The sequence below is a fragment of the Gordonia sp. JH63 genome, from assembly GCF_009856645.1.
Taxonomy (GTDB): Bacteria; Actinomycetota; Actinomycetes; order Mycobacteriales; family Mycobacteriaceae; genus Gordonia; species Gordonia hongkongensis.
In genome coordinates this window covers 485,423-504,533 of sequence record NZ_CP047235.1, presented here as the reverse complement: position 1 = coordinate 504,533, position 19,111 = coordinate 485,423, and the positions used below count along the sequence as shown (strand labels likewise).

At 66.8% G+C, this 19,111-nt stretch carries 18 protein-coding genes; 13 read left to right on the top strand and 5 right to left on the bottom strand.

Annotated features, from left to right (window positions below):
- The first annotated feature begins 39 nt into the window (after positions 1–39).
- Positions 40–948 carry a tRNA glutamyl-Q(34) synthetase GluQRS gene (gluQRS, locus tag GR168_RS02195; protein WP_137808679.1) on the top strand — a complete coding sequence of 303 codons (909 nt, stop codon included), beginning with the start codon at positions 40–42 and terminating at the stop codon, positions 946–948.
- Between the two features lie 99 nt (positions 949–1,047).
- Here the strand turns inward: gluQRS and GR168_RS02190 are convergent, their stop codons facing one another.
- Positions 1,048–2,061: a hemolysin family protein gene (locus GR168_RS02190; RefSeq protein ID WP_137808680.1), complete on the bottom strand. Its 1,014-nt coding sequence runs from the start codon at positions 2,059–2,061 to the stop codon at positions 1,048–1,050.
- Positions 2,054–3,520, bottom strand: a complete 1,467-nt coding sequence (locus GR168_RS02185; protein ID WP_137808681.1) for a hemolysin family protein — start codon at positions 3,518–3,520, stop codon at positions 2,054–2,056. The genes GR168_RS02190 and GR168_RS02185 overlap by 8 nt, the downstream gene beginning before the upstream one ends.
- 265 nt (positions 3,521–3,785) lie before the next feature.
- Here GR168_RS02185 and GR168_RS02180 point away from each other — a divergent pair, with 265 nt between their 5' ends.
- The 5 genes from GR168_RS02180 to GR168_RS02165 all read left to right on the top strand — a co-directional run bounded on the left by GR168_RS02180 (position 3,786) and on the right by GR168_RS02165 (position 8,322).
- A complete protein-coding gene (locus GR168_RS02180; protein ID WP_078111809.1) occupies positions 3,786–4,445 on the top strand; it encodes a class II aldolase/adducin family protein in 660 nt (219 codons plus the stop codon).
- Positions 4,442–5,395: a carbohydrate kinase family protein gene (locus GR168_RS02175; RefSeq protein WP_159369895.1), complete on the top strand. Its 954-nt coding sequence runs from the start codon at positions 4,442–4,444 to the stop codon at positions 5,393–5,395. Before GR168_RS02180 ends, GR168_RS02175 begins: the two co-directional genes overlap by 4 nt.
- Positions 5,396–5,444: 49 nt before the next feature.
- Positions 5,445–6,059: an SDR family NAD(P)-dependent oxidoreductase gene (locus GR168_RS02170; RefSeq protein WP_238995001.1), complete on the top strand. Its 615-nt coding sequence runs from the start codon at positions 5,445–5,447 to the stop codon at positions 6,057–6,059.
- Between the two features lie 18 nt (positions 6,060–6,077).
- A complete protein-coding gene (locus tag GR168_RS23830; RefSeq protein ID WP_238995000.1) occupies positions 6,078–6,362 on the top strand; it encodes a hypothetical protein in 285 nt (94 codons plus the stop codon).
- Positions 6,363–6,780: 418 nt separating this feature from the next.
- Positions 6,781–8,322, top strand: a complete 1,542-nt coding sequence (locus tag GR168_RS02165) for an HNH endonuclease signature motif containing protein (RefSeq protein ID WP_238995114.1) — start codon at positions 6,781–6,783, stop codon at positions 8,320–8,322.
- Positions 8,323–8,335: 13 nt separating this feature from the next.
- Here GR168_RS02165 and tgt read toward each other — a convergent pair whose 3' ends face one another.
- Positions 8,336–9,604: a tRNA guanosine(34) transglycosylase Tgt gene (tgt, locus tag GR168_RS02160; protein WP_159369894.1), complete on the bottom strand. Its 1,269-nt coding sequence runs from the start codon at positions 9,602–9,604 to the stop codon at positions 8,336–8,338.
- Between the two features lie 91 nt (positions 9,605–9,695).
- Between tgt and GR168_RS02155 the strand changes: the two genes are divergently transcribed.
- Entirely contained in the window at positions 9,696–10,199 is a 504-nt protein-coding gene (locus tag GR168_RS02155) for a hypothetical protein (protein ID WP_171011718.1), read from the top strand.
- An 847-nt stretch (positions 10,200–11,046) separates the two neighbouring features.
- Positions 11,047–11,964 (top strand): hypothetical protein, encoded by a 918-nt coding sequence (locus GR168_RS02145; RefSeq protein ID WP_137810090.1) that lies wholly within the window; start codon positions 11,047–11,049, stop codon positions 11,962–11,964.
- 194 nt (positions 11,965–12,158) lie between these two features.
- Here the strand turns inward: GR168_RS02145 and GR168_RS02140 are convergent, their stop codons facing one another.
- Positions 12,159–13,052: an SGNH/GDSL hydrolase family protein gene (locus GR168_RS02140; RefSeq protein ID WP_065631162.1), complete on the bottom strand. Its 894-nt coding sequence runs from the start codon at positions 13,050–13,052 to the stop codon at positions 12,159–12,161.
- A gap of 224 nt (positions 13,053–13,276) precedes the next feature.
- On the opposite strand from GR168_RS02140, the gene GR168_RS02135 reads away from it, so the two are divergent.
- Positions 13,277–14,041: a MerR family transcriptional regulator gene (locus GR168_RS02135; protein WP_159369892.1), complete on the top strand. Its 765-nt coding sequence runs from the start codon at positions 13,277–13,279 to the stop codon at positions 14,039–14,041.
- Between the two features lie 46 nt (positions 14,042–14,087).
- Complete coding sequence (locus GR168_RS02130) at positions 14,088–15,512, top strand: glutamate decarboxylase (RefSeq protein WP_159369891.1); 1,425 nt, start codon at positions 14,088–14,090, stop codon at positions 15,510–15,512.
- 50 nt (positions 15,513–15,562) lie between these two features.
- Here GR168_RS02130 and murF read toward each other — a convergent pair whose 3' ends face one another.
- The gene (murF, locus tag GR168_RS02125; RefSeq protein ID WP_065631165.1) at positions 15,563–16,876 is read right to left on the bottom strand and encodes a UDP-N-acetylmuramoyl-tripeptide--D-alanyl-D-alanine ligase; all 1,314 of its coding nucleotides are present in this window, start codon (positions 16,874–16,876) and stop codon (positions 15,563–15,565) included.
- 69 nt (positions 16,877–16,945) lie between these two features.
- On the opposite strand from murF, the gene GR168_RS02120 reads away from it, so the two are divergent.
- The 3 genes from GR168_RS02120 to GR168_RS02110 all read left to right on the top strand — a co-directional run bounded on the left by GR168_RS02120 (position 16,946) and on the right by GR168_RS02110 (position 19,082).
- On the top strand, positions 16,946–18,022 hold the full coding sequence (locus tag GR168_RS02120) for a D-alanine--D-alanine ligase family protein (RefSeq protein WP_065631166.1): 1,077 nt from the start codon (positions 16,946–16,948) through the stop codon (positions 18,020–18,022).
- Positions 18,023–18,107: 85 nt separating this feature from the next.
- The gene (locus tag GR168_RS02115; protein WP_065631167.1) at positions 18,108–18,515 is read left to right on the top strand and encodes a hypothetical protein; all 408 of its coding nucleotides are present in this window, start codon (positions 18,108–18,110) and stop codon (positions 18,513–18,515) included.
- Positions 18,516–18,677: 162 nt separating this feature from the next.
- Positions 18,678–19,082 (top strand): NADH-quinone oxidoreductase subunit A, encoded by a 405-nt coding sequence (locus GR168_RS02110; RefSeq protein ID WP_004021559.1) that lies wholly within the window; start codon positions 18,678–18,680, stop codon positions 19,080–19,082.
- Positions 19,083–19,111 lie beyond the last annotated feature (29 nt).

Here is a 19,111-nt window from a genome sequence, read left to right as displayed (position 1 = left end):
CGGCGCGGATTCTCATCGCCGACCGGTAATCTCGACGCGGTGTCGACGCAGCGAGCGGGCCGGTACGCGCCCTCCCCCTCCGGGGACCTCCACGTCGGCAATCTGCGGACCGCCGTGCTCGCCTGGCTCTTCGCGCGGACCACCGGCCGGCAATTCCTGATCCGGATGGAGGATCTCGACCGAGCCGTCGAGGGCGCGGATTCCCGGCAGTTGTCCGATCTCGCGGCCCTGGGCCTCGACTGGGACCCGCCCGTCGTCCACCAGACCGACCGGCTCGAGGCATACCGTGCCGTCCTCGACGACCTGCGCGACGCCGGCCGCACCTTCGAGTGTTTCTGCACCCGCCGAGAGATCCTCGACGCGCCGTCCGCACCCCATGCGCCGCAGGGCGCCTACCCGGGCACGTGCCGCGACCTCACCGCCGCCGAACGCGACGAACGCCGTGCCACCCGGCCACCCGCGATCCGGCTGCGGGCCGACGTCCGGGAGTACGGCGTCGATGACCTGCTGCACGGTCCCTACATGGGCGCGGTCGACGACTTCGTGCTGCTGCGCAACGACGGCACCCCGGCCTACAACCTGGCCGTCGTCGTCGACGATGCCGCGCAGGGCGTCGACCAGGTCGTCCGCGGGGACGATCTGTTGTCGTCGGCGCCCCGGCAGGCCTACCTGGCGGCGCTGCTCGGGAAGGCCCCACCGACGTACGCGCACGTCCCGATGGTGCTCAACGCCAACGGAATCCGGCTCAGCAAGCGGGACGGGGCGGTGACCCTGGCCGACCTCGCCGCCGCAGGGGTGACGACGTCGACCGTGTTGTCTCGCATCGCCCATTCACTGGGGCTCGGCGGCCGGGACGAGCCCGTGCGCGCGGAGCAACTGGCGAACCGGTTCGACCCCGCCGCGCTGCCGGCCGAACCGTGGTTCCTGACGGCCGACGAGTGGACCTAGCGGCCCACGTCCCCAGAACGCATAATCCCTGCTCCCTGAGGTGCGAGGAGCGCAAGCGACGAGCCACGAAGGGTAAGCGACGCGCGCTCGTCAACCCTCCTACGCCGTGGTCGCCAGCAACCGCTGGAGCACGTCGTTGATGGTGATGAGTCCGACCGCGCGGCCCCCATCGGTGACGAGCGCGAGGTGGGCGCGCTGTTCCCGCATGGCGGTGAGCGTCTCGTACACCGGCTGCGCCGATTCGACGCTCAGGACCGGGCGCATGAGATCGGCCGCCGTGGTGCCGGCCGACGCGGTCAGGCTGTCGCGCACATGCACGACACCGCGGACCGGCGCCCCGGACGCATCGTCGCGCACCAGCAGCCGCAGGTGGCCCGAGGTCCGGCCGGCGGTCTGGATCTCATCGGCGTCCGCGGCCGGACCGACCACGGCCAGATGGTCGTTGGGGGTCACGACGTCGCCGACGGTCAACGACTCCAGTTCCAGAGCACTCGTCAGGTGGGCGTGGTACCGCTCGTCGAGTGTGCCCACGGTGGCCGAGTGCTCCACCAGGTGGCGGAGGGCGTCGCTGTCCTGCCCGGTCGCGACCTGGTCCACCGGTTCGACGCCGACACGCTTGAGGCACCAGTTGGCGAGGTGGTTGAGCTGGACGATGAACGGACGGGTCACCCACATGAAGGCGCGCATCGGGATCGCGAGCATGATCGCCGACTTCTCGGGGTGGGCGATGGCCCACGACTTCGGCGCCATCTCACCGACGACGAGGTGCAGGAACGTCACGATGACGAGGGCGAGGACGAAGCCGATCACGTCGGCCGACCAGTACGGCAGACCCCACCCGGCGAACAGCGGCGTGAGCCAGTGGTGCACAGCGGGTTTCGTGATCGAACCCAGTGCCAGCGTGCACACCGTGATGCCGAGCTGCGACCCGGCGAGCAACACCGACAGTTCCGATGCGCTGCGCAGTGCTGCGCGGGCGCTGCCGCTGGTCGCGGCCGCGTCTTCGAGCCGGTGCCGACGTGCGGCGATGAGGGCGAACTCGACCGCGACGAAGAAGGCGCTGGACGCGATCAGGGCCACGGTGACGGCCGCGACGACCCACGGGTTATCCATTGTCGCTCTCCTCTCCGTTCTCGGCCGGGTTCTTCTTCTCGCCCCGGTTCCTGTCGTCCGGGCTCTTCTCGCCCGGGTTGTTGTCGTTGTGTGCCACGCTCATCGACAGCAGAGCGGGGACGCGCTTGTCGACTTCGAGCACCGTGGCCCGCACGGTGCGGGGTGGCGCCTCGTCGTCTTCGAGCAGGGTCGACGGATCGGGATCGATCTCGATCGTCACCGTGTCCCCGACCTCCGGGAGTCCGACGAATTCGGCGATCACCAGTCCGGCCATCGTCTCGTAGTCGCCTTCGGGGAGGTCCCAGCCGACGGTCCGGGAGACCTCGTCGACGTGTGCGTCACCCCGCACGCGCCATCCCTCGGGGCTCTCCTCGATCGCGACGGTCGCCTCGGAGTCGTGTTCGTCGTCGATCTCGCCGACCAGTTCCTCGGCGATGTCCTCGGCGGTCACGACCCCGGCGAAGCCGCCGTATTCGTCGATGACCACCGCCATCTCGTCATGTGCGTCCGCGAGGGTCTCCAACACCTCGGGCAGCGGGAGCGTCGAGGGCACCACCACCGCGGGACGACACAGGTCTACCGCGGTGGCCGACGAATCAGCCTGCGGCGGTTGTTTTTTCAGCGCGTAGCTCCACTCCAGGAGGTCCTGGAGGTGGATCACGCCGCGTACCTCGTCGTCACCGCCGGCCAGCACGGGGTACCGCGTGTGGCCGGTGCTCATCAGTGTCAGCACCTCACCCGCCGCCAGATCGGCGTCGACATGATCGGTGTTCGGTCGCGGGATCATCGCGTGTTCTGCGGTGCGCGTGGGGAATTCGAGCACACGGTCGAGCAGGACGGACAGCTCGTCGGGCAGGTCACCCGCGTCGCGGGACTCGGCGACGATGTGCTCGAGGTCGCGCACCGACGCCGAATGCTCGACGTCGTGCACGGGCTCGATGCGCAGCGCTCGCAGCAGCAGGTTCGACGACTTGTCGAACAATGCGATGAGCCAACCGAATACGGCCAGGTAGATCGTCGTCGAACGGGCGAGCCACCGTGCGACCGGCTCGGGCCGGGCGATGGCGAGGTTCTTGGGGAACAGCTCACCGAAGACCATCTGCACGACGGTGGAGAAGATGATCGCGATGATCGTGCCGATCGCGACACCCACGCCCACCGGGATACCCACGCCGCCGAGCAGCTCGCCGACGCCGGAACCGATCAGGGGTTCGGCCACGTAGCCGACGAGCAGGCCGGTGACAGTGATGCCCAGCTGGGCGCCGGAGAGCATGAAGGACGTGCGGCGGGTGACCGCGAGCGCGCGTTTCGCGGCGGCGTCACCGGTTTCGGCACGGGCTTTGAGGCGGGACCGGTCGACCGCCATGTAGCCGAATTCCTGGGCCACGAAGTAACCGGTGAGGGCGGTGATCAGGAAGACCACCAGGATTCCGAGTCCGATTCCGAGGAGGGTCAGCATGAGACCGTCCCGGTGTCGGGGCCGGGCGGAACACCCGGGTCATTCAATTCACAACAGGGGGCCGACTGGTGTCGTCGGCGTTTTCGGCGCTTTCCGCGTCTCATCGTCTCTCTCGCTGGTGCTCGGGTATTTCATACCGGGTGCCGGGAGCAAAGGCATGTGCGTAAATGTCCGGTATGTGGTCCCAACGTACCGAATGCGCTCCGAGTTCCGCGACATGCCCGGCGATCCTTCTCCGCGGAGTGCGGACCGACGCATTCGGCCGATGAGCGACCCGTCGATACGCGACGAGGTCGCCGCAGCCGCTCGACGGCTGGCGGCCGAAGGTCTGCTGATCGGCACCTCCGGCAACGTGTCGGCGCGTGCGGGCGATCACGTCGCGATCACCGGAACCGGGGTCGTGCTCGCGAACTGTGCCGCGACCGACGTGACGGTGGTGTCCCTTGCCGGCGACGTCGTCGACGGGCCGATCGCGCCGTCGTCCGAGCTGGACCTGCACCTCCGCGTCTACGAGGAAACCGGCACACAGGCGATCGTCCACACCCACGCACCCTTCGGGACCGCGGTCGCCTGCGTCAGCGGACTGACCTCGTTACCGGTGCTGCACTACCAGCAACTCGGCCTCGGCGGTGCCATCCCGGTCGCGCCGTACGCCACGTTCGGGAGCCCGGAGCTCGCCGGGATCGTCGCCGACGCGCTGGTCGACACCCAGGTCGCGCTGATGGCGAACCACGGTTCGGTGGCACGCGGCTCCAGCCTGGCCCACGCGGTGGAGAACGCCCTGCTGCTGGAGTGGCTCGCGACCCTCTTTCACCGGACCAGCAGCATGGGCCGGCCTCGCGAACTCACCGAGGACCAACAGCAGTCCACTGTCGCCCAGGCGATCCGGCTGGACTACGGGACACCCAAGGAGAACCGGACGTGACACCCTCACCGCGGCTCGAACCGCCGACGATCGCAACCGTGGGCGTCCATGTGCTGGACATCCACGTCGTCGGGATCGAGTCCATCCCGGCGGGGTCCGACGGCGCGCTCGTCCAGTCCATCGGTTTCTCCGCCGCCGGTACCGCGGGCGGAACCGCGCTCGTCCTCAGTCGGCTGGGCGCCACGGTCCGGACCCACGGAGCGATCGGCGACGACACGATCGGGCGTTCGCTGACCGCACTGCTGGACGCCGAAGGCGTCGACACCGGCGGCCTGGTTCCGAAGCCCGGGGTCCAGACGTCGTCATCGGTCATACCCGTCCGACCCAATGGAGACCGTCCCGCGTGGCACTGCATCGGGGCGAACGCACAGTTCACGCCCGACGACCTGGGTGCAGACGCGCTGACCGGGCTCGACCACCTGCACCTCGGCGGCCCGGAATTCCTGGGCGGCGCCGTCGCCGCAGAGCTCCTCGGCCGGGCGCGCGACCGCGGGATCACGACGTCGGCCGATCTGCTGTCGGCTGGCGACCCCGGCCTTCTCGAGTGGATCGCCGACGCACTTCCCCACCTCGACTACCTGCTGCCCAACGACGAGCAGACCCGGGGACTGACCGGAACCGACGACCTCACCTACGGCGCACGGGCGCTCCTGGACCGCGGTGTCGGTTGCGTCGCGCTCACCCGCGGTGCCGACGGTGCGCTGGTCGTGACCGGCGACGACGTGGTCGCGGTGCCGGCGTTCGAGGTGGACGTCGTGGACACCACCGGTTGCGGCGACTCGTTCTCCGCCGGGTTCTTGACCGGCCGGCTGCGCGGGCTCGGTCTCGCCGACTCCGCCGAACTCGGTTGCGCGGTGGCCGCGCACGTCGCCCAGGGCATCGGGACCGGGGCGAACTCGTACGATCTCGCCGCGATCGAGTCCTTCCGGCAGTCCCGCGCCGCGGGCTGAGCGCGCCTCCTCTCGGTTTGGTGAACCCCGCCTCGGGTAGGCGATCACCATGACAGACAACAAGGAAATCAACGGCTCCACCGTCGTGATCGCCGGCGCGTCGAGCGGATTCGGACGCGGCGCCGCGGTGCGACTCGGAGAACTCGGCGCGAACGTCGTCGTCGCGGCGCGTCGAACCGCGGTCCTCGACGAGGTCGTCGCAGAGATCACCGGCAAGGGCGGGTCGGCGCTGGCGGTGCCCACCGATGTCAGCGATCCGCGTGCCGTCGCCCATCTCGCGTCCGCCGCGCTCGAATGGCTCGAATCGATCGACGTGTGGGTGAACAACGTCGGCGTCGGCGCGGTCGGGTACTTCTGGGACATCCCGACCGAGGACCACGCTCGCCTCGTCGACGTGAACCTGAAGGGCCTGATCTACGGCGCACATGCGGCGCTGCGCGTCTTCCGGTCGCAGGGTCGCGGCACACTCATCAACGTGGGCTCGGTCGACAGCGAGGTACCGATCGCACTCCAGAACACCTACGCCGCAACGAAAGCGGCGGTTCGGAGCCTCGGACACTCGATCAGCGAAGAGCTGCGCATGGCCGGCGACGACGCCATCAAGGTCGGCACCATCATGCCGTGGGCCGTGGACACCCCGTGGTGGGTCCACGCCGCCAACTAAACCGGGCACGAACCGCGGATGTCCGCGATGGACGATCCGCAGATCGTGGTCGACGCGATCGTGGCAGCCTGCACCGACCCGAAGCTGGACCAACCGGTCGGCTACAAAGCCAAGGCCGCCAACGCTTCTCATCACCTCATGCCCGGGATCACCGAGCGATTCTCGGCGGCGACGGCGAAGTCCGAGACCGAGAAGGGGACGCCGGTCGAGCCGCACGCGGGTGCGATCCACGACCCCAACCCGAACAGCACCGGGGTCGCCGGCGGCATCCGCGAACGGATGGTTGCCGAGAACTCCCGCTGACACCCGTCCGCCGTCGCTCGTTGTGGTGCGCCGCCGTTCTCTGCTGGTCGAGCAGAGGAGCCGTGTCCCGCTTGTCGAGCAGCGCCGCAGAGTCCCGCTTGTCGAGCAGCGCCGACCGAGCGAAGCGAGGACGCCGCGCCCGTCGAGGCCACCGAGGCGACGCTTCAGTCCTGTCGGTGCGGCGTGATTGGATTGCGAGACAACCCGGGAGATCCCGAGATCAGACCCTTGACTCGAACATATATTCGAGTATTGTGGAGGTATGTCATCGGGGGCGGGGGCCGGATCCACATCGGTGGACCCACCACAGGAGTCGGTCGAGCCGCGCTTTCGTCCCGACCATGAACTCTCCGCTTCAGAACTCGTCGAGGTCCTCAACCACTGCGCCGGCTTGGCAGCAGCGTCCGCGCACCGAATGATGGTCGTGGCCAGCCTCATTCACGATGAACGCGAAATGGACTACGCCCAGCGGCGCGCCGAGACGCACAGCGGCGAACTCGACTCCCTCGAAGCCTTCGAGCACCTGTCCGCGCGAGTGGCCGCGGGCGAGAACCCCTACGAGCAGTTCGGGCCCAACGGTCTCGAACAGGCCATCGCCGAAGTCGGCGCCACCCTCACCGTGACACCGGCCGAGGCGAAAGATCTCATCGAGGCCGGCGACGCACTGCGCTACCGACTCTCCTTCACCGGACACGCACTCGCGTGTGGTCGAATCGACAAGCGGCGCTTCCTCATCGCGCTCAAGCGCACCGATCTCATCACCGACGACGAAGAGATGCAGACCGTGGACGCCCATCTCGCCGAGGCGATCTTCGCCCGCGCACCGATGTCGACGGCGCGGTTCACCGCCATGGTCGATTCCATCGTCGCCAAGTGGGCGCCCGACGCGGTCCGTCGACGCAAGGAGCGGGTGAAGTCCGACCGCAAGGTGACCATCACCCCCGACCGCTTCACACCCGGGCAGTCCCGGATCTCCGGCACGCTTCCCAACGCTGATGCCGCCGAGTTCGACGCCCGCCTGACAGCGATGGCCACCGCGGTCCACGCCGGTGACCCGCGAAAGTTGGCCAACCGCAGGGTCGATGCTATGAAAGCGCTCGCTCGCGGTGAAGCCGCCATCACGTGCCTATGCGACGACTGCCGACCTGCCGCAACCGAACCCGACACAGCAACAGACTCCGACGCAGCGACAGTGGGGACCGTCGAGCCGCCTGCACCAACTGCTGCGATGACGGAGGCGGACACCATCGTCGACCCGTCAGCCGACGTCGTTGTCGATGACCCGGCTGAGCCGGCCGCCTCGGCGTCGGATTCGGCTGCGCCGCGCGCGACGTTTCACATCGTGGTGAACCTGTCGACCCTGATCGGTCTCGACAACGATCCCGCCTTCCTCGACCGCCACGGCATCATCGACGCCGACACCGCCCGGCAGCTGCTCGCCGAAGCGCGCCGCACCTACATCCACCCCGCTCCTACCGGACCCGACGGTTCACCGGCTCCAGACGCAGACAGTTCGACAACGCGGTACACCCCGTCGAAGAAGCTGCAGGCCCTGGTGCGTGCCGGCGAACTGTGCTGCACCTTCCCGGGCTGCAACGCCCCGGTCTGGCAGATCGATCTCGACCACACCGAACCCTTCGATCACACCGACCCGCGTCGCGGTGGCCCGACCGATGCGCGCAACCTCAAACCGCTGTGCCGGTTCCATCACCGCATCAAGACCTTCACCAGCTGGCAGGACCACCAAGACGAATTCCAGACCGCCTGGTTCACCACACCCACCGGGCACATGTTCGTCGGCAACGCCTTCAGCGGACGCGACCTGTTCAACAAGCTCTTCCCCAGACGGTCACCCGATCACCCCGCCCGCGACAGACTCAACACCCAGCGCGACAACGACTTCCGACGCCACCAACGCGCCGAGAAGCGCTGGAACGACGCCAACCCACCGCCCTTCTAGCAGTGTTTTACGCCTACCGGGGACCTCCGTAGTAACGCCGGAGGAACTCGTCGCGGTACTCGGTGTATGTGCCGTTCTCGATGGCCTGGCGGGCCCGGTCGACGAGCGTGACGATGAAGGACACGTTGTGCAGCGTCGCCAGCGTGGGGCCGAGGCCTTCCTTCGCCTTGAACAGATGATGCAGGTAGGCCCGGCTGTACTGCGACGTGTAGTTCTCGACCTCGGGGTCGAGCGGCCGGAAGTCACTGCGATACTTGGCATTCGTGACGTTGTACCGGCCGTCCAGTGAGTAGATCGCACCGTTGCGGGCGACCCGGGTCGGCGATACGCAGTCGAAGGTATCGACGCCGTTCTCGATGGCGGTGAAGATGTCGTCGGGTTCACTGATCCCCAAGAGGTGTTTCGGGGAGTCCTCTGGGAGTTCGTCGTTGACCCAGCCGACGATGGTGCCGAGGTTGTCCTTCTCGAGTGCTCCGCCGATGCCGTAACCGCCGAAGCCCTTTCCGCCGGCAGCGCGGTCCGCCTCGCTCAAGGCGACGAGGTCACGGGCGGCCTTGCGCCGCAGATCCTCGTACTGGGCGCCCTGGATGACACCCCAGAGCGACTGTTGCGGCCGGTGTGCGCGTTCGACGCTCAACCGATTGTGTTCGGCGAGACAGCGAATCGCCCACAACCGGGTGCGCTCGAGCGAATTCACCTGGTACTCGCGAGTGTTCATCAGGGTGGTCAGCTCGTCGAAGGCGAAGATGATGTCGGCCCCCAGCTGGTGTTGGATCTGCATCGACACCTCCGGCGTGAAACGATGCGCCGAACCGTCGAGGTGCGACTTGAAGGTCACCCCGTCGTCGTCGACCCGCGAGAGCCGTTCTTTGCCGTTGGCGGTGAGGTCGTCGTCGGGGGTGCCGGTGGCCTCCATCGAGATGACCTTCTTGAACCCCGCACCCAGCGACATCACCTGGAAGCCGCCGCTGTCGGTGTACGTGGGCCCCCGCCAGTTCATGAACGCGCCGAGCCCGCCGGCCGCGTCGATGATCTCCGGCCCCGGCTGCAGATACAGGTGGTAGGCGTTGGCGAGCACGGCCTGGGCGCCGAGGGCAGAGACCGATTCCGGGAGGACCGTCTTCACGGTGGCCTTGGTACCGACGGGGATGAACGCGGGGGTGTGGATCGGACCATGCGGTGTGGTGATCGTCCCCGTGCGCCCACGGGTGCCGGCGAGGGTGGTGCCGACGGCGTAGGTGGGGTCGGCGACTTCGGTTCCGGTACTGCTCACGTCCAGCATCTTCGCAGGTCGGGCGCGCCCACCCCAAACCGACGGCCGGCGCCGGCTACCTGTGCGGTCGACGACACCGCATTCGCTACCGTGGTGAACCATGTCGCGCAGAACTCGTCCCACCGGTCCCACCACGAGCCGCACTCGCCGACCGATCAGGGTCGCGGCGGCGACTCTCGGACTCGCGGCGGCGATATCGACGCTCGTGGCCTGCGGCGCGGAACAGGACGTGACCACCGCTTCGTCGACCTCTCAGGCCGGCGCCGCGGAGTCGGGATCACAGTCCGCCGAACAGCCCGCCACCTCGCCGCCGGTGGTCCCCGGTCGCAAGCCGGTGTCGACCACGGCGTCGAGTGCGACCGCGTCCGACGATTCCGACACCAGTTGCGGCACCATCCCGGGCCCCGACGGCGCGTTGCGAGTCATGATCCTCGCCGGTGACGTGTCCTGCGATTCGGCACGGACCATCGCCACCCAGTACGGACCGAAGATCACCACCGGTCAGCAGCAGTCGGTGGCCGGCTGGACCTGCGCGCCGTCTCAGCTCGAAGGCGTCCTCGCGGCCTGCCAGAAGGGCACCGCGGTCATCGGTTTCGCGCCGTGAGGTGAGTGCCCTGATCGAGGCACCCCTTCCGGGCTTGCTGGTGTTCTGCAACTGGGCCCGGCGCAGAACGACGTGCTTGTGTGGCCGCGCATTCCAGAATTGTGCGGTCCACTTCGGCCCAAACCCGGTTGCCCGTCGCATAAGCCGACAAAGGCCTTATGACTGTCCCGCAGGCGGGGACGCAGTTAGTCCGCTCCCGCTTCGACCTGACCGCTAGCCTGTGCGAGCCTTGGAGCTGTGCAAGAAGCTAGGCACCTGGCGCTCCTAAGCTCAAGAGGCTGGACGTGGACCGATGAGGAACGAATCTTCAGTACGTTGGCAGCTAGGCTCGGAAGTGCCGAGGTGCGTCGCCAAGTGCTTCGTCCAACGGTTGCCGTTGATGCCCGTAAAGGCACCCACTCTGCCAGTGTCGGACTGGGCACGTTTCCCTGGCACACTGATGGGGCGATCGCGCTGAACCCACCTCAGTGGATGGTTCTAAGGTGCATTGAGGCCACACGTCCGACGTCAACTCAGATCTGTTCGCCATCCGATGATTTAAAGCAAGCGCTTCGCCGTCTGACCCTGCTTATCCGCCAAGAGTCTGGTCGGAACGCTTATCTACCAGCCTTCGTCAGCTCTGGTCCGAACACCTGGAAGCTGCGTTGGGACCCGCGAGCAACACCCGTCGGCCCCGACTCAGCGCGCGCAGCCGTGGAGGGCGCCCATCCGACCGGTGAGGTCGCCTGGCAACCGGGCCGGATTCTCATACTGGATAATCATCGAGTCATGCACCGGCGGCCATCGGTATCCGCCGCCACTGGGCGTGCTCTGGTTCGAACGTTCATAATTAAGTGAGGCACTTCAGGTGTGGGACTACGACGGGTTTATCGGTAAGGCCAAGCTCTACTTCACACGTGGTGCGGAGCACGAGCACTCCGATGACGACGAATTCACGATCTGGCACCTTCTAGGGTTCGAGTTCCTGTTACGGGCGCCCTTAGCGAAACTACATCCAAGCCTCCTTGCCGCGACAAACGATAATGACAGTTTGCTCGCCGCTAACGGCGTCACGACCCCCAAGGACCCGAAGAGCGTAACGAGCGGTGTGGTGATCGACCGCTTGGCGCGGATTGTGCCAGAGTTTGCCGGCGGCGCAGTTGCCGACTCTTTGTTTCTCATGAATCTGAGAAACGCGGAGCTGCATGCGTCCAACGCCGCTGTGAGTGAAGTATCGAATGACGTCTGGCTACCTAAACTGGTACGGGTCGTCAAGATCATTTGCCGACAGTTGACGATTGATCCCCAAGATATCCTTGACGACGACGTCGTGAAGCTTGGAGAGCGACTCCTTGACGAGGCCGACAAGAAAGTTGCTCACGAAGTCAATTTGAAGATTAAGGCGGCGCAAGGCTTCCTGCACAAACTGAGACAGGACGAAATCGATGCACGCGTCGCGGCGGCTAAGCCAACTGGTCTGGAGTGGTTTACGCGGCAGCGTACGACTGCAACCGTGAAGTGCCCCGCCTGTGAGCACGAAGTTTACGCCCCGAAGACTTATGTCCGCAGCGCCCGTGAGCACTTGGACGGCGATACGGTAATTCGCGACGAAATTTACCTCATCGACGAACTTAAATGCCATATTTGCGGACTTGAGCTCCTGACCGCCCCTGAACTTGTTGCAGCACAGGTGCCCCAGCAGGTGACCGAGCAAGAGCACGAGTCATTAGATGAGCGATACCAGGTCGAACCCGATTACGACGGTCCGGAATATATGGACGAGTGAATTTGGTCGGACATAACCGCCGCTTTCCGGGTATTGGAATGGTGTGCGTTTGACTTCAGGTTGTCGGATCGAGGCGAGCCGTCGTCCGCTTCCGCCCGGTAAATCGATCAGAACTTCCGACCACGCGCCACTTCCATCCCTGCCTCCGAGTGCGAAGGTGTTTCCAGGCAGCGAGCAGCCAACACAACGGTCCCTCAGCGCAGCGCGGCTTCGACCTGCTCGGCCATCGCCTTTTGACCGCGCGCGTTGGCGTGCATCGCGGGGAAGCTGACCGCACCCAGCGTCGGCTCGACCCATCGCCGTTCGCCCGCGCAGGCGTCGTGGCCCGCGGAGACCTTGGTCATGTCGACGAAGGTCACGCGGGTGGCTGCGGCGGCGCGGCGCATGGCGGCGTTGAGGGCTTTGAAGACACGATGCAGGTACGCGGTGTCCCCGGGCGTGGTGAGCAACGACGCCGAGCAGAGCGCCGAACCCGTGGCCGGGAAGATCTGCGGATATCCGACGAGGACGACGCGTGCGCGCGGCGCTTCGCGGCCGACGAGGCGCAGGGCGTTCACGAGGTCGGGGTAGGTCGAGGATTTGATCTCGTCGACCAACGAGGTACCGAACTCGTCGCGACATGGGGTCGCTGACAACGGCGCGGCCATCCACGCCCGCTGGCAGGCCGAGGTCGAATTGCTGAACAGTCCGTTGTTGTTCGCGCCGATCGTGAGGGTGATCAAGCGGGTGGCCGGTCCGATCGCGCTGATCTGCGGTCCCTGCCACCGATACTGCGACTTGGTGAGGTCTTCGGTCGTCGCGCCCGCGCAACTGACATCGACGACCTCGGTCCCGCGTCGTTTGGCAACGAGGCTGGAGTAGTTGATCGCCGAGTTCGAGCAGAAGGTCGCCGCGCTCGTCGCCTGGGGGAACACCGATGCGCCTGCGCTGTAGCTGTCACCGAGATTCACGTATGCGTATCCGTCCGCTGCCTGGGCCCCGCCGGCCGTGACGAGTCCGGCGAGGAGAGCGAGGATGGTGGCCGCCGCCGTCAGCAGGGTTCGGATGCCGAGGCCTCGGCGGGGGCTGCGGCCATACGGCACGGACATGCGGTGACTCCAGATCGTGGTACGCGTGTTACTGGTGTTGCAGGTGATACCAACAGTACCGGGCCGACGGCCCGAGATCGGTGCACACGTACCCCAGTTTCCAATCTGATACACATGTCAAGTTTCTGTGACGCCGACGGCACCGGTCGCTCCGCACACTTGACCCTCACGCGACGTCAGGCAGCAGGGTTGTCGATGTGAGCGAGGAAAAGCACACTTCCAAGGTGGACACCCGGGAGCTGACCGTCGGTGTCGTCGCCGGCATGGTCGGCGTCAGCATCCGCACGCTGCATCACTACGACCAGATCGGCCTGGTGGTGCCGTCCGGTCGGACACCAGCCGGGTATCGCGTCTACGACGACACCGACGTCGAACGTCTCCACCAGGTACTCACCTACCGTGAGCTCGGCTTTTCCCTCGAGCAGATTGCGACCCTGCTCGACGATCCGGACGTGGACCCCATGGGTCACCTCGAGACGCAGCGCGAGTTGCTGACCGAACGGATCGATCGCCTGCTCCGGATGGTCGCCTCACTGGAGGAGATGATGAACGCAAAAAAGGAAGGCATCGCCCTGTCGGCGGCCGAGCAGGCCGAGATCTTCGGCGACCAATGGCCAGGCGAGGAGTACGCCGCCGAGGCCGAGGAACGCTGGGGGAACACCGACGCCTGGAAGCAGAGCCAGAAGCGGACCGAACAGTTCTCCAAGGAGGACTGGCAGCGCATCAAGGACGAGACCGACGACCTGGAACGGCGGCTCGCGGACGCGATGCGTCGCGGGGTGACTCCTGGCACCGCCGAGGCGAACTCGCTCGCCGAAGAGCACCGCGCACAGATCGGGCGCTTCTACGACTGTGATCACGCCATGCAGGTGTGCCTTGCCGACATGTACGTCGCCGACCCGCGGTTCACCGAGCACTACGACGCGCAGGCCCCCGGCCTGGCCGTCTACCTGCGGGAGGTGATCCACGCAAACGCGGGACGAGGGTGAAAGATCGCCACCCGCCGGTCGTCCGGGTCGGATAGGTTCGGTGTCCATGACCACCGACCCGGGCGTCCACAACAAGAGCGGTGGCGCCCGCGCCACCACCAACATCGGCGATGCGATGACCCTGCGCACCGTCTTCAACCGCGACGGCGAGGCGACCGACCTCCCCAAGTTCGCACTGGGTGACTCGATGTTGTTGTCCGACACGGCATATCAGATCGTGCATGACGAGGCGATGCTCGACGGGAACGCCCGCCTCAACCTCGCGACCTTTGTGTCGACGTGGATGGACGACGAGGCGAAGAAGTTGTACTCGGAGACGTTCGACAAGAACATGATCGACAAGGACGAGTACCCGCAGACGGCCGCGATCGAGGACCGGTGCTGGCGCATCCTCGCCGACCTGTGGCACAACCCGGACGTCGACAACGCGATCGGTACCTCGACGATCGGCTCGTCGGAGGCCTGCATGCTCGGTGGGCTCGCGCTCAAACGGCACTGGCAGACCCGGCGCCGCGCCGAGGGCAAGTCGACCGAGAATCCCAACATCGTGCTGTCGACGGCGGTCCAGGTGTGCTGGGAGAAGTTCTGCAACTACTTCGAGGTCGAGCCCAAATGGGTACCGATCAGCCCCGACCACCTCGTCCTCGACGGTCACGAGCTCGAGAAGTACGTGGACGAGAACACGATCGGGGTCGTCGCCATCATGGGACAGACCTACACCGGGATGTACGAGCCGGTGACCGCGATCGCGGCCAAGCTCGACGAGATCCAGGCCGACACCGGGCTCGACGTCAAGATCCACATCGACGGCGCGTCGGGTGCGATGATCGCCCCCTTCTGTCAGCCGGACCTCGAATGGGACTTCCGTGTCGACCGTGTCGTCTCGATCAACACCTCGGGCCACAAGTACGGACTGGTCTATCCAGGTGTCGGCTGGATCGTGTGGCGCGACACCGACGCACTGCCCGAGAGCATGGTGTTCCACTGCTCCTACCTCGGCGGCGACATGCCGACCCTGGCACTCAACTTCTCCCGCCCCGGCGCACAGGTCCTGCTGCAGTACTACGTGTTCCTGCGGCTCGGCCGCGACGGCTTCACCCAGGTCCAGCAGGGTTCTCTCGATGTGGCGCAATGGCTTTCCGGACAGATCGCCCAGATCGACGGCCTCGAATTGGTCAGCAAGGGCGACACGATCCCGGTCTTCGCCTGGAAACTGAAGGCCGGGCACAGCGAGAACTGGAACCTCTACGACCTGTCCGACCGCCTGCGCATGAAGGGCTGGCTCGTTCCCGCATACCCGATGGCCGACGACCTCGCCGACCTGACCGTGCAGCGAATCGTCGTGCGCGCCGGGCTGAGTCACGACCTCGCCCGTGCACTCATCGCCGACATCCGGACCGAGGTCGACTTCCTCAACCGCCTGGAGAGCCCGATGCCACGCGAGGGCGACGGGTCACACTTCCACCACTGATGCCCGCCGGTTGAGCTCTCCCCCGCCGGTTGAGCTTGTCGAAACCCCCCTCAGTCCAGCAGCGCCTCCGCCACGCGCTCGAGCGCCGCGACCCGACTCCCCTTGACCAGCACTGCGGTCCCGTCGTCGAGGTCGCCGAGTTCGGCCGACACGCCGTCGACGTCGGAAACGTGCCGAGCGGTGTCACCGTAGTCGGCCTCGGCGACCGCGATGACCTCGATGCCCAGATCCCTGGCCTCCAGTGCGATCGCACGGTGCTGGTCTGGCGAGTCGGCGCCGAGTTCGGCCATGGTGCCGAGAACCGCCACCCGACGCGACGCGGGGAGTGTCGCCAGCGACCGCAGCGCAGCCGACATCGACGTCGGGTTGGCGTTGTAGGCATCGTTGAGGACCGTGACGCCTCGCGACGAGGTGGCGAGTTCCATTCGTAGACCGGACAATTCGGCGGCGAGGAACCCGTCCGCCATCGACTCGACCGGCACCCCTAGCCCGCCGGCGGCAGCCGCCGCCGCCAGCGCGTTGGGGACCTGGTGCTCGCCGCGGGCGCCCAGTCGGACCTCCGTCGAACCCCACGGTGTGTGCAGCCGGAACGTCGCGCGCAACTCGTCGTCCAGGACGATGTCGGACGCGTACACATCGGCGTCCGGCGACAGCCCGTAGCGCAGGACACGCGCCGAGGTGCGATCCGCCATCGCCGCGACGTACCGATGGTCGGCATTGAGCACCGCGATCCCGTCGGCCGGGAGCGATTCCACCAGTTCACCCTTCGCGCGCGCGACGGACTCGATGTCACCGAACAGCTCCAGGTGCACGCCCTCGACGCGGGTGATCACGCCGACCGTCGGTTTCGCGATGGAACACAGCAGGTCGATGTGCCCGACGCCGCGGGCGCCCATCTCGAGGACCACCGCCTCCACGTCGTCGGCGGCCGCGGCGAGGGTGATCGGCAGCCCGAGCTCGTTGTTGAACGACTTCTCGCTCGCCGCGGTGCGGTAGGTGGTGCGCAGCACACCCGCGAGCAGATCCTTGGTCGAGGTCTTGCCTACCGAGCCGGTGATGCCCACCACGCGATCGGGGACCCGGGCGCGGACCGCTCGACCGAGGTCGGCGAGGGCGAGCGCGGTGTCGGCGACGCGGATGGCGGTCCCGCCGACCGGGTCGACCCTCGAGGAGAGGTAGGCGGTGGCCCCGCCGTCGAGTGCGGACTTGATGAAATCGTGGCCGTCGCGCTCGGCGACGATCGGCACGAACAGCTGGCCCGGCCGAACACTCCGCGAGTCGATGCTCGCCCCGTCGATCTGCACGTCGGGGCCCAGCAGCTCCCCGCCCACGGCCTCCGCGACCTCGCTTGCTCTGAAATGCACGGTCTCACGCTAGCCGAGTCCCCAGCACACGCCGAGAACCCGATTGCACGGGGCCGTATCGTGACAGGCATGTCTTCTCGGCTGTTGCGTCTGGTGGTTCTCTACGGTGGCGTCTCCGCCGAGCACGATGTGTCGCGGGTCACAGCGGCTCATGTCCTGGCCGCGGCCGACCGGGCCAAATACGACCTGGTCCCCATCGGCATCGCCAAGGACGGCACGTGGTTGCGCAACGACAAGGCGATCGCCGCCATCGCCGACGGCACGCCACTCCCCGACACCCTCGAGGTCGCCGGAACCGCCGTCGACCCGCTGACCGAACTGCGTGGTCACGCGGACGAGGCCATCACGGTCGTCCTTCCCCTTCTCCATGGACCGCACGGTGAGGACGGCACCATCCAGGGGATGCTCGAGCTGTTCAAGCTGCCGTATGTGGGCGCGGGTGTGTTGTCGTCCGCGGTATGCATGGACAAGGCGATGGCCAAGATCGTCGCCGAGCAGGCAGGCATCCCGCAGTGCCGCTGGGTCGAGTTCCGCGACGGTGTCGACGACCCGGAGACGATCACCGCCCGCGCGATCGACGCGCTGGGGCTCCCGGTGTTCGTCAAGCCGGCGAACCTCGGCTCGTCGGTGGGCATCACCAAGGCGCACGACGAGGCCGAACTCGACGCGGCGGTGAATCTCGCGCTCCGATACGACAACGTGGTCATCATCGAGGAGGCCGTCACCGGGCGCGAGATCGAGGTCGCCGTTCTCGGTGACACGGCGCCCGAGACCTCGGTGCCGGGCGAGATCAAACCCGGGAGCGAGTTCTACGACTACGAGGACAAGTACGTCACCGGCGCCGCCCAGCTGGTCATCCCCGCTGCGGTGTCCGACGCGGCGGCCGCCGAGGTCCGCGAGCTCGCGGCGAGGACGTTCACCGCGATGCGCTGCACCGGCATGGCCCGCGTCGACTTCTTCTACGAGGAGTCCGGCCGTGGCTGGCTGCTCAACGAGGTCAACACCATCCCGGGGTTCACCCCGGGATCGATGTACCCCAAGCTGTGGGAGGCGACCGGCGTGCCCTACCCGGACCTGATCGATCAGCTCGTCACGTTCGCGCTCGAGGTGCACCGGCGTCGCACGGGGTTCTCCACCGAGCACTGAGCGCGGCGCACGCTCGTGACGCCGATGTGCAGACGCGCGCATGTTCCAGGGCTCGGCGAGGGTGCCGGGTTGTAGCATGCCAACCGTGACCGACTCCCAGTCTGCGCGGGCCCTGCGGGTGCTGGTCTATTCCGACGACGCGCAGACCCGCGCGCAGGTCATCGGCGCGATCGGAACCCGGCCCGACCCGGACATCCCACCGGTCAGCTACATCGAGGTCGCCACCGCCCCAATGGTGTTCGCGCAGCTCGACGCCGGTGTCGTCGACGCCGTGATCGCCGACGGGGAAGCCACCCCGGCCGGTGGCATGGGCCTGGCCAAGCAGATGAAAGACGAACTCGATCCCTGTCCACCCGTGCTCGTCCTGCTCGGGCGTGCCGACGACCGGTGGCTCGCGGACTGGTCCCGCGCGGACGCCGTGGCCGTCCTGCCCGTCGATCCGATCACTCTTCCGCGTGCGTTCGTCGGCATGATCGGAAACGCCGAACTCTAGAAAACAGTGACTCGCGCCACACACTCACACTAGGCTTGTGTTGCAGCTCACATTCGTACTGCCGGACCAGATCGGCCGACGGCACGGATAGGACGAACACCCGGGCCGGCCCGCACCGAACAGATGCCTTCCGGTCGCCACAAGCGAGGAGGGGTCCGCGCTTTGAACGCCTACGTCCCGATCATGGTCCTCGGGGCAATCGGCGTGGCGTTTGCCGTTTTCAGCGTCTTCATCGGCATCGCGATCGGTCCGAAACGGTACAACCGCGCCAAACTCGAGCCCTACGAGTGCGGCATCGAGCCGGTCGAACAGAGTCTGCTCTACCCGACGCGACGCACCGCCGGCGGCACGGTGGCCACCGGCTCGATCCAGCGCGTACCGGTCAAGTACTACCTCACCGCGATGCTCTTCATCATCTTCGACATCGAGATCGTGTTCCTCTACCCGTGGGCGGTCGCCTTCGACTCACTCGGGTGGTTCGGCCTCATGGCCATGCTCCTTTTCATCGTCAACGTCTCCGTCGCGTACGCCTACGAGTGGCGCCGTGGCGGACTGAGTTGGGACTGAGCACTTTTCACCGATCCGATACGGCAAGG

What these genes read in the sequence shown, in the direction of transcription:
- GR168_RS02180 (WP_078111809.1), top strand. Translation starts at nt 3,786, where the DNA reads ATGAGCGACCCGTCGATACGCGACGAGGTCGCCGCAGCCGCTCGACGG.
- GR168_RS02155 (WP_171011718.1), top strand. Translation starts at nt 9,696, where the DNA reads ATGTCGCGCAGAACTCGTCCCACCGGTCCCACCACGAGCCGCACTCGC.
- GR168_RS02190 (WP_137808680.1), bottom strand. Translation starts at nt 2,061, where the DNA reads ATGGATAACCCGTGGGTCGTCGCGGCCGTCACCGTGGCCCTGATCGCG.
- GR168_RS02120 (WP_065631166.1), top strand. Translation starts at nt 16,946, where the DNA reads ATGTCTTCTCGGCTGTTGCGTCTGGTGGTTCTCTACGGTGGCGTCTCC.
- tgt (WP_159369894.1), bottom strand. Translation starts at nt 9,604, where the DNA reads ATGCTGGACGTGAGCAGTACCGGAACCGAAGTCGCCGACCCCACCTAC.
- GR168_RS02130 (WP_159369891.1), top strand. Translation starts at nt 14,088, where the DNA reads ATGACCACCGACCCGGGCGTCCACAACAAGAGCGGTGGCGCCCGCGCC.
- GR168_RS02140 (WP_065631162.1), bottom strand. Translation starts at nt 13,052, where the DNA reads ATGTCCGTGCCGTATGGCCGCAGCCCCCGCCGAGGCCTCGGCATCCGA.
- GR168_RS23830 (WP_238995000.1), top strand. Translation starts at nt 6,078, where the DNA reads ATGTCCGCGATGGACGATCCGCAGATCGTGGTCGACGCGATCGTGGCA.
- GR168_RS02165 (WP_238995114.1), top strand. Translation starts at nt 6,781, where the DNA reads ATGGTCGTGGCCAGCCTCATTCACGATGAACGCGAAATGGACTACGCC.
- GR168_RS02185 (WP_137808681.1), bottom strand. Translation starts at nt 3,520, where the DNA reads ATGCTGACCCTCCTCGGAATCGGACTCGGAATCCTGGTGGTCTTCCTG.
- GR168_RS02170 (WP_238995001.1), top strand. Translation starts at nt 5,445, where the DNA reads ATGACAGACAACAAGGAAATCAACGGCTCCACCGTCGTGATCGCCGGC.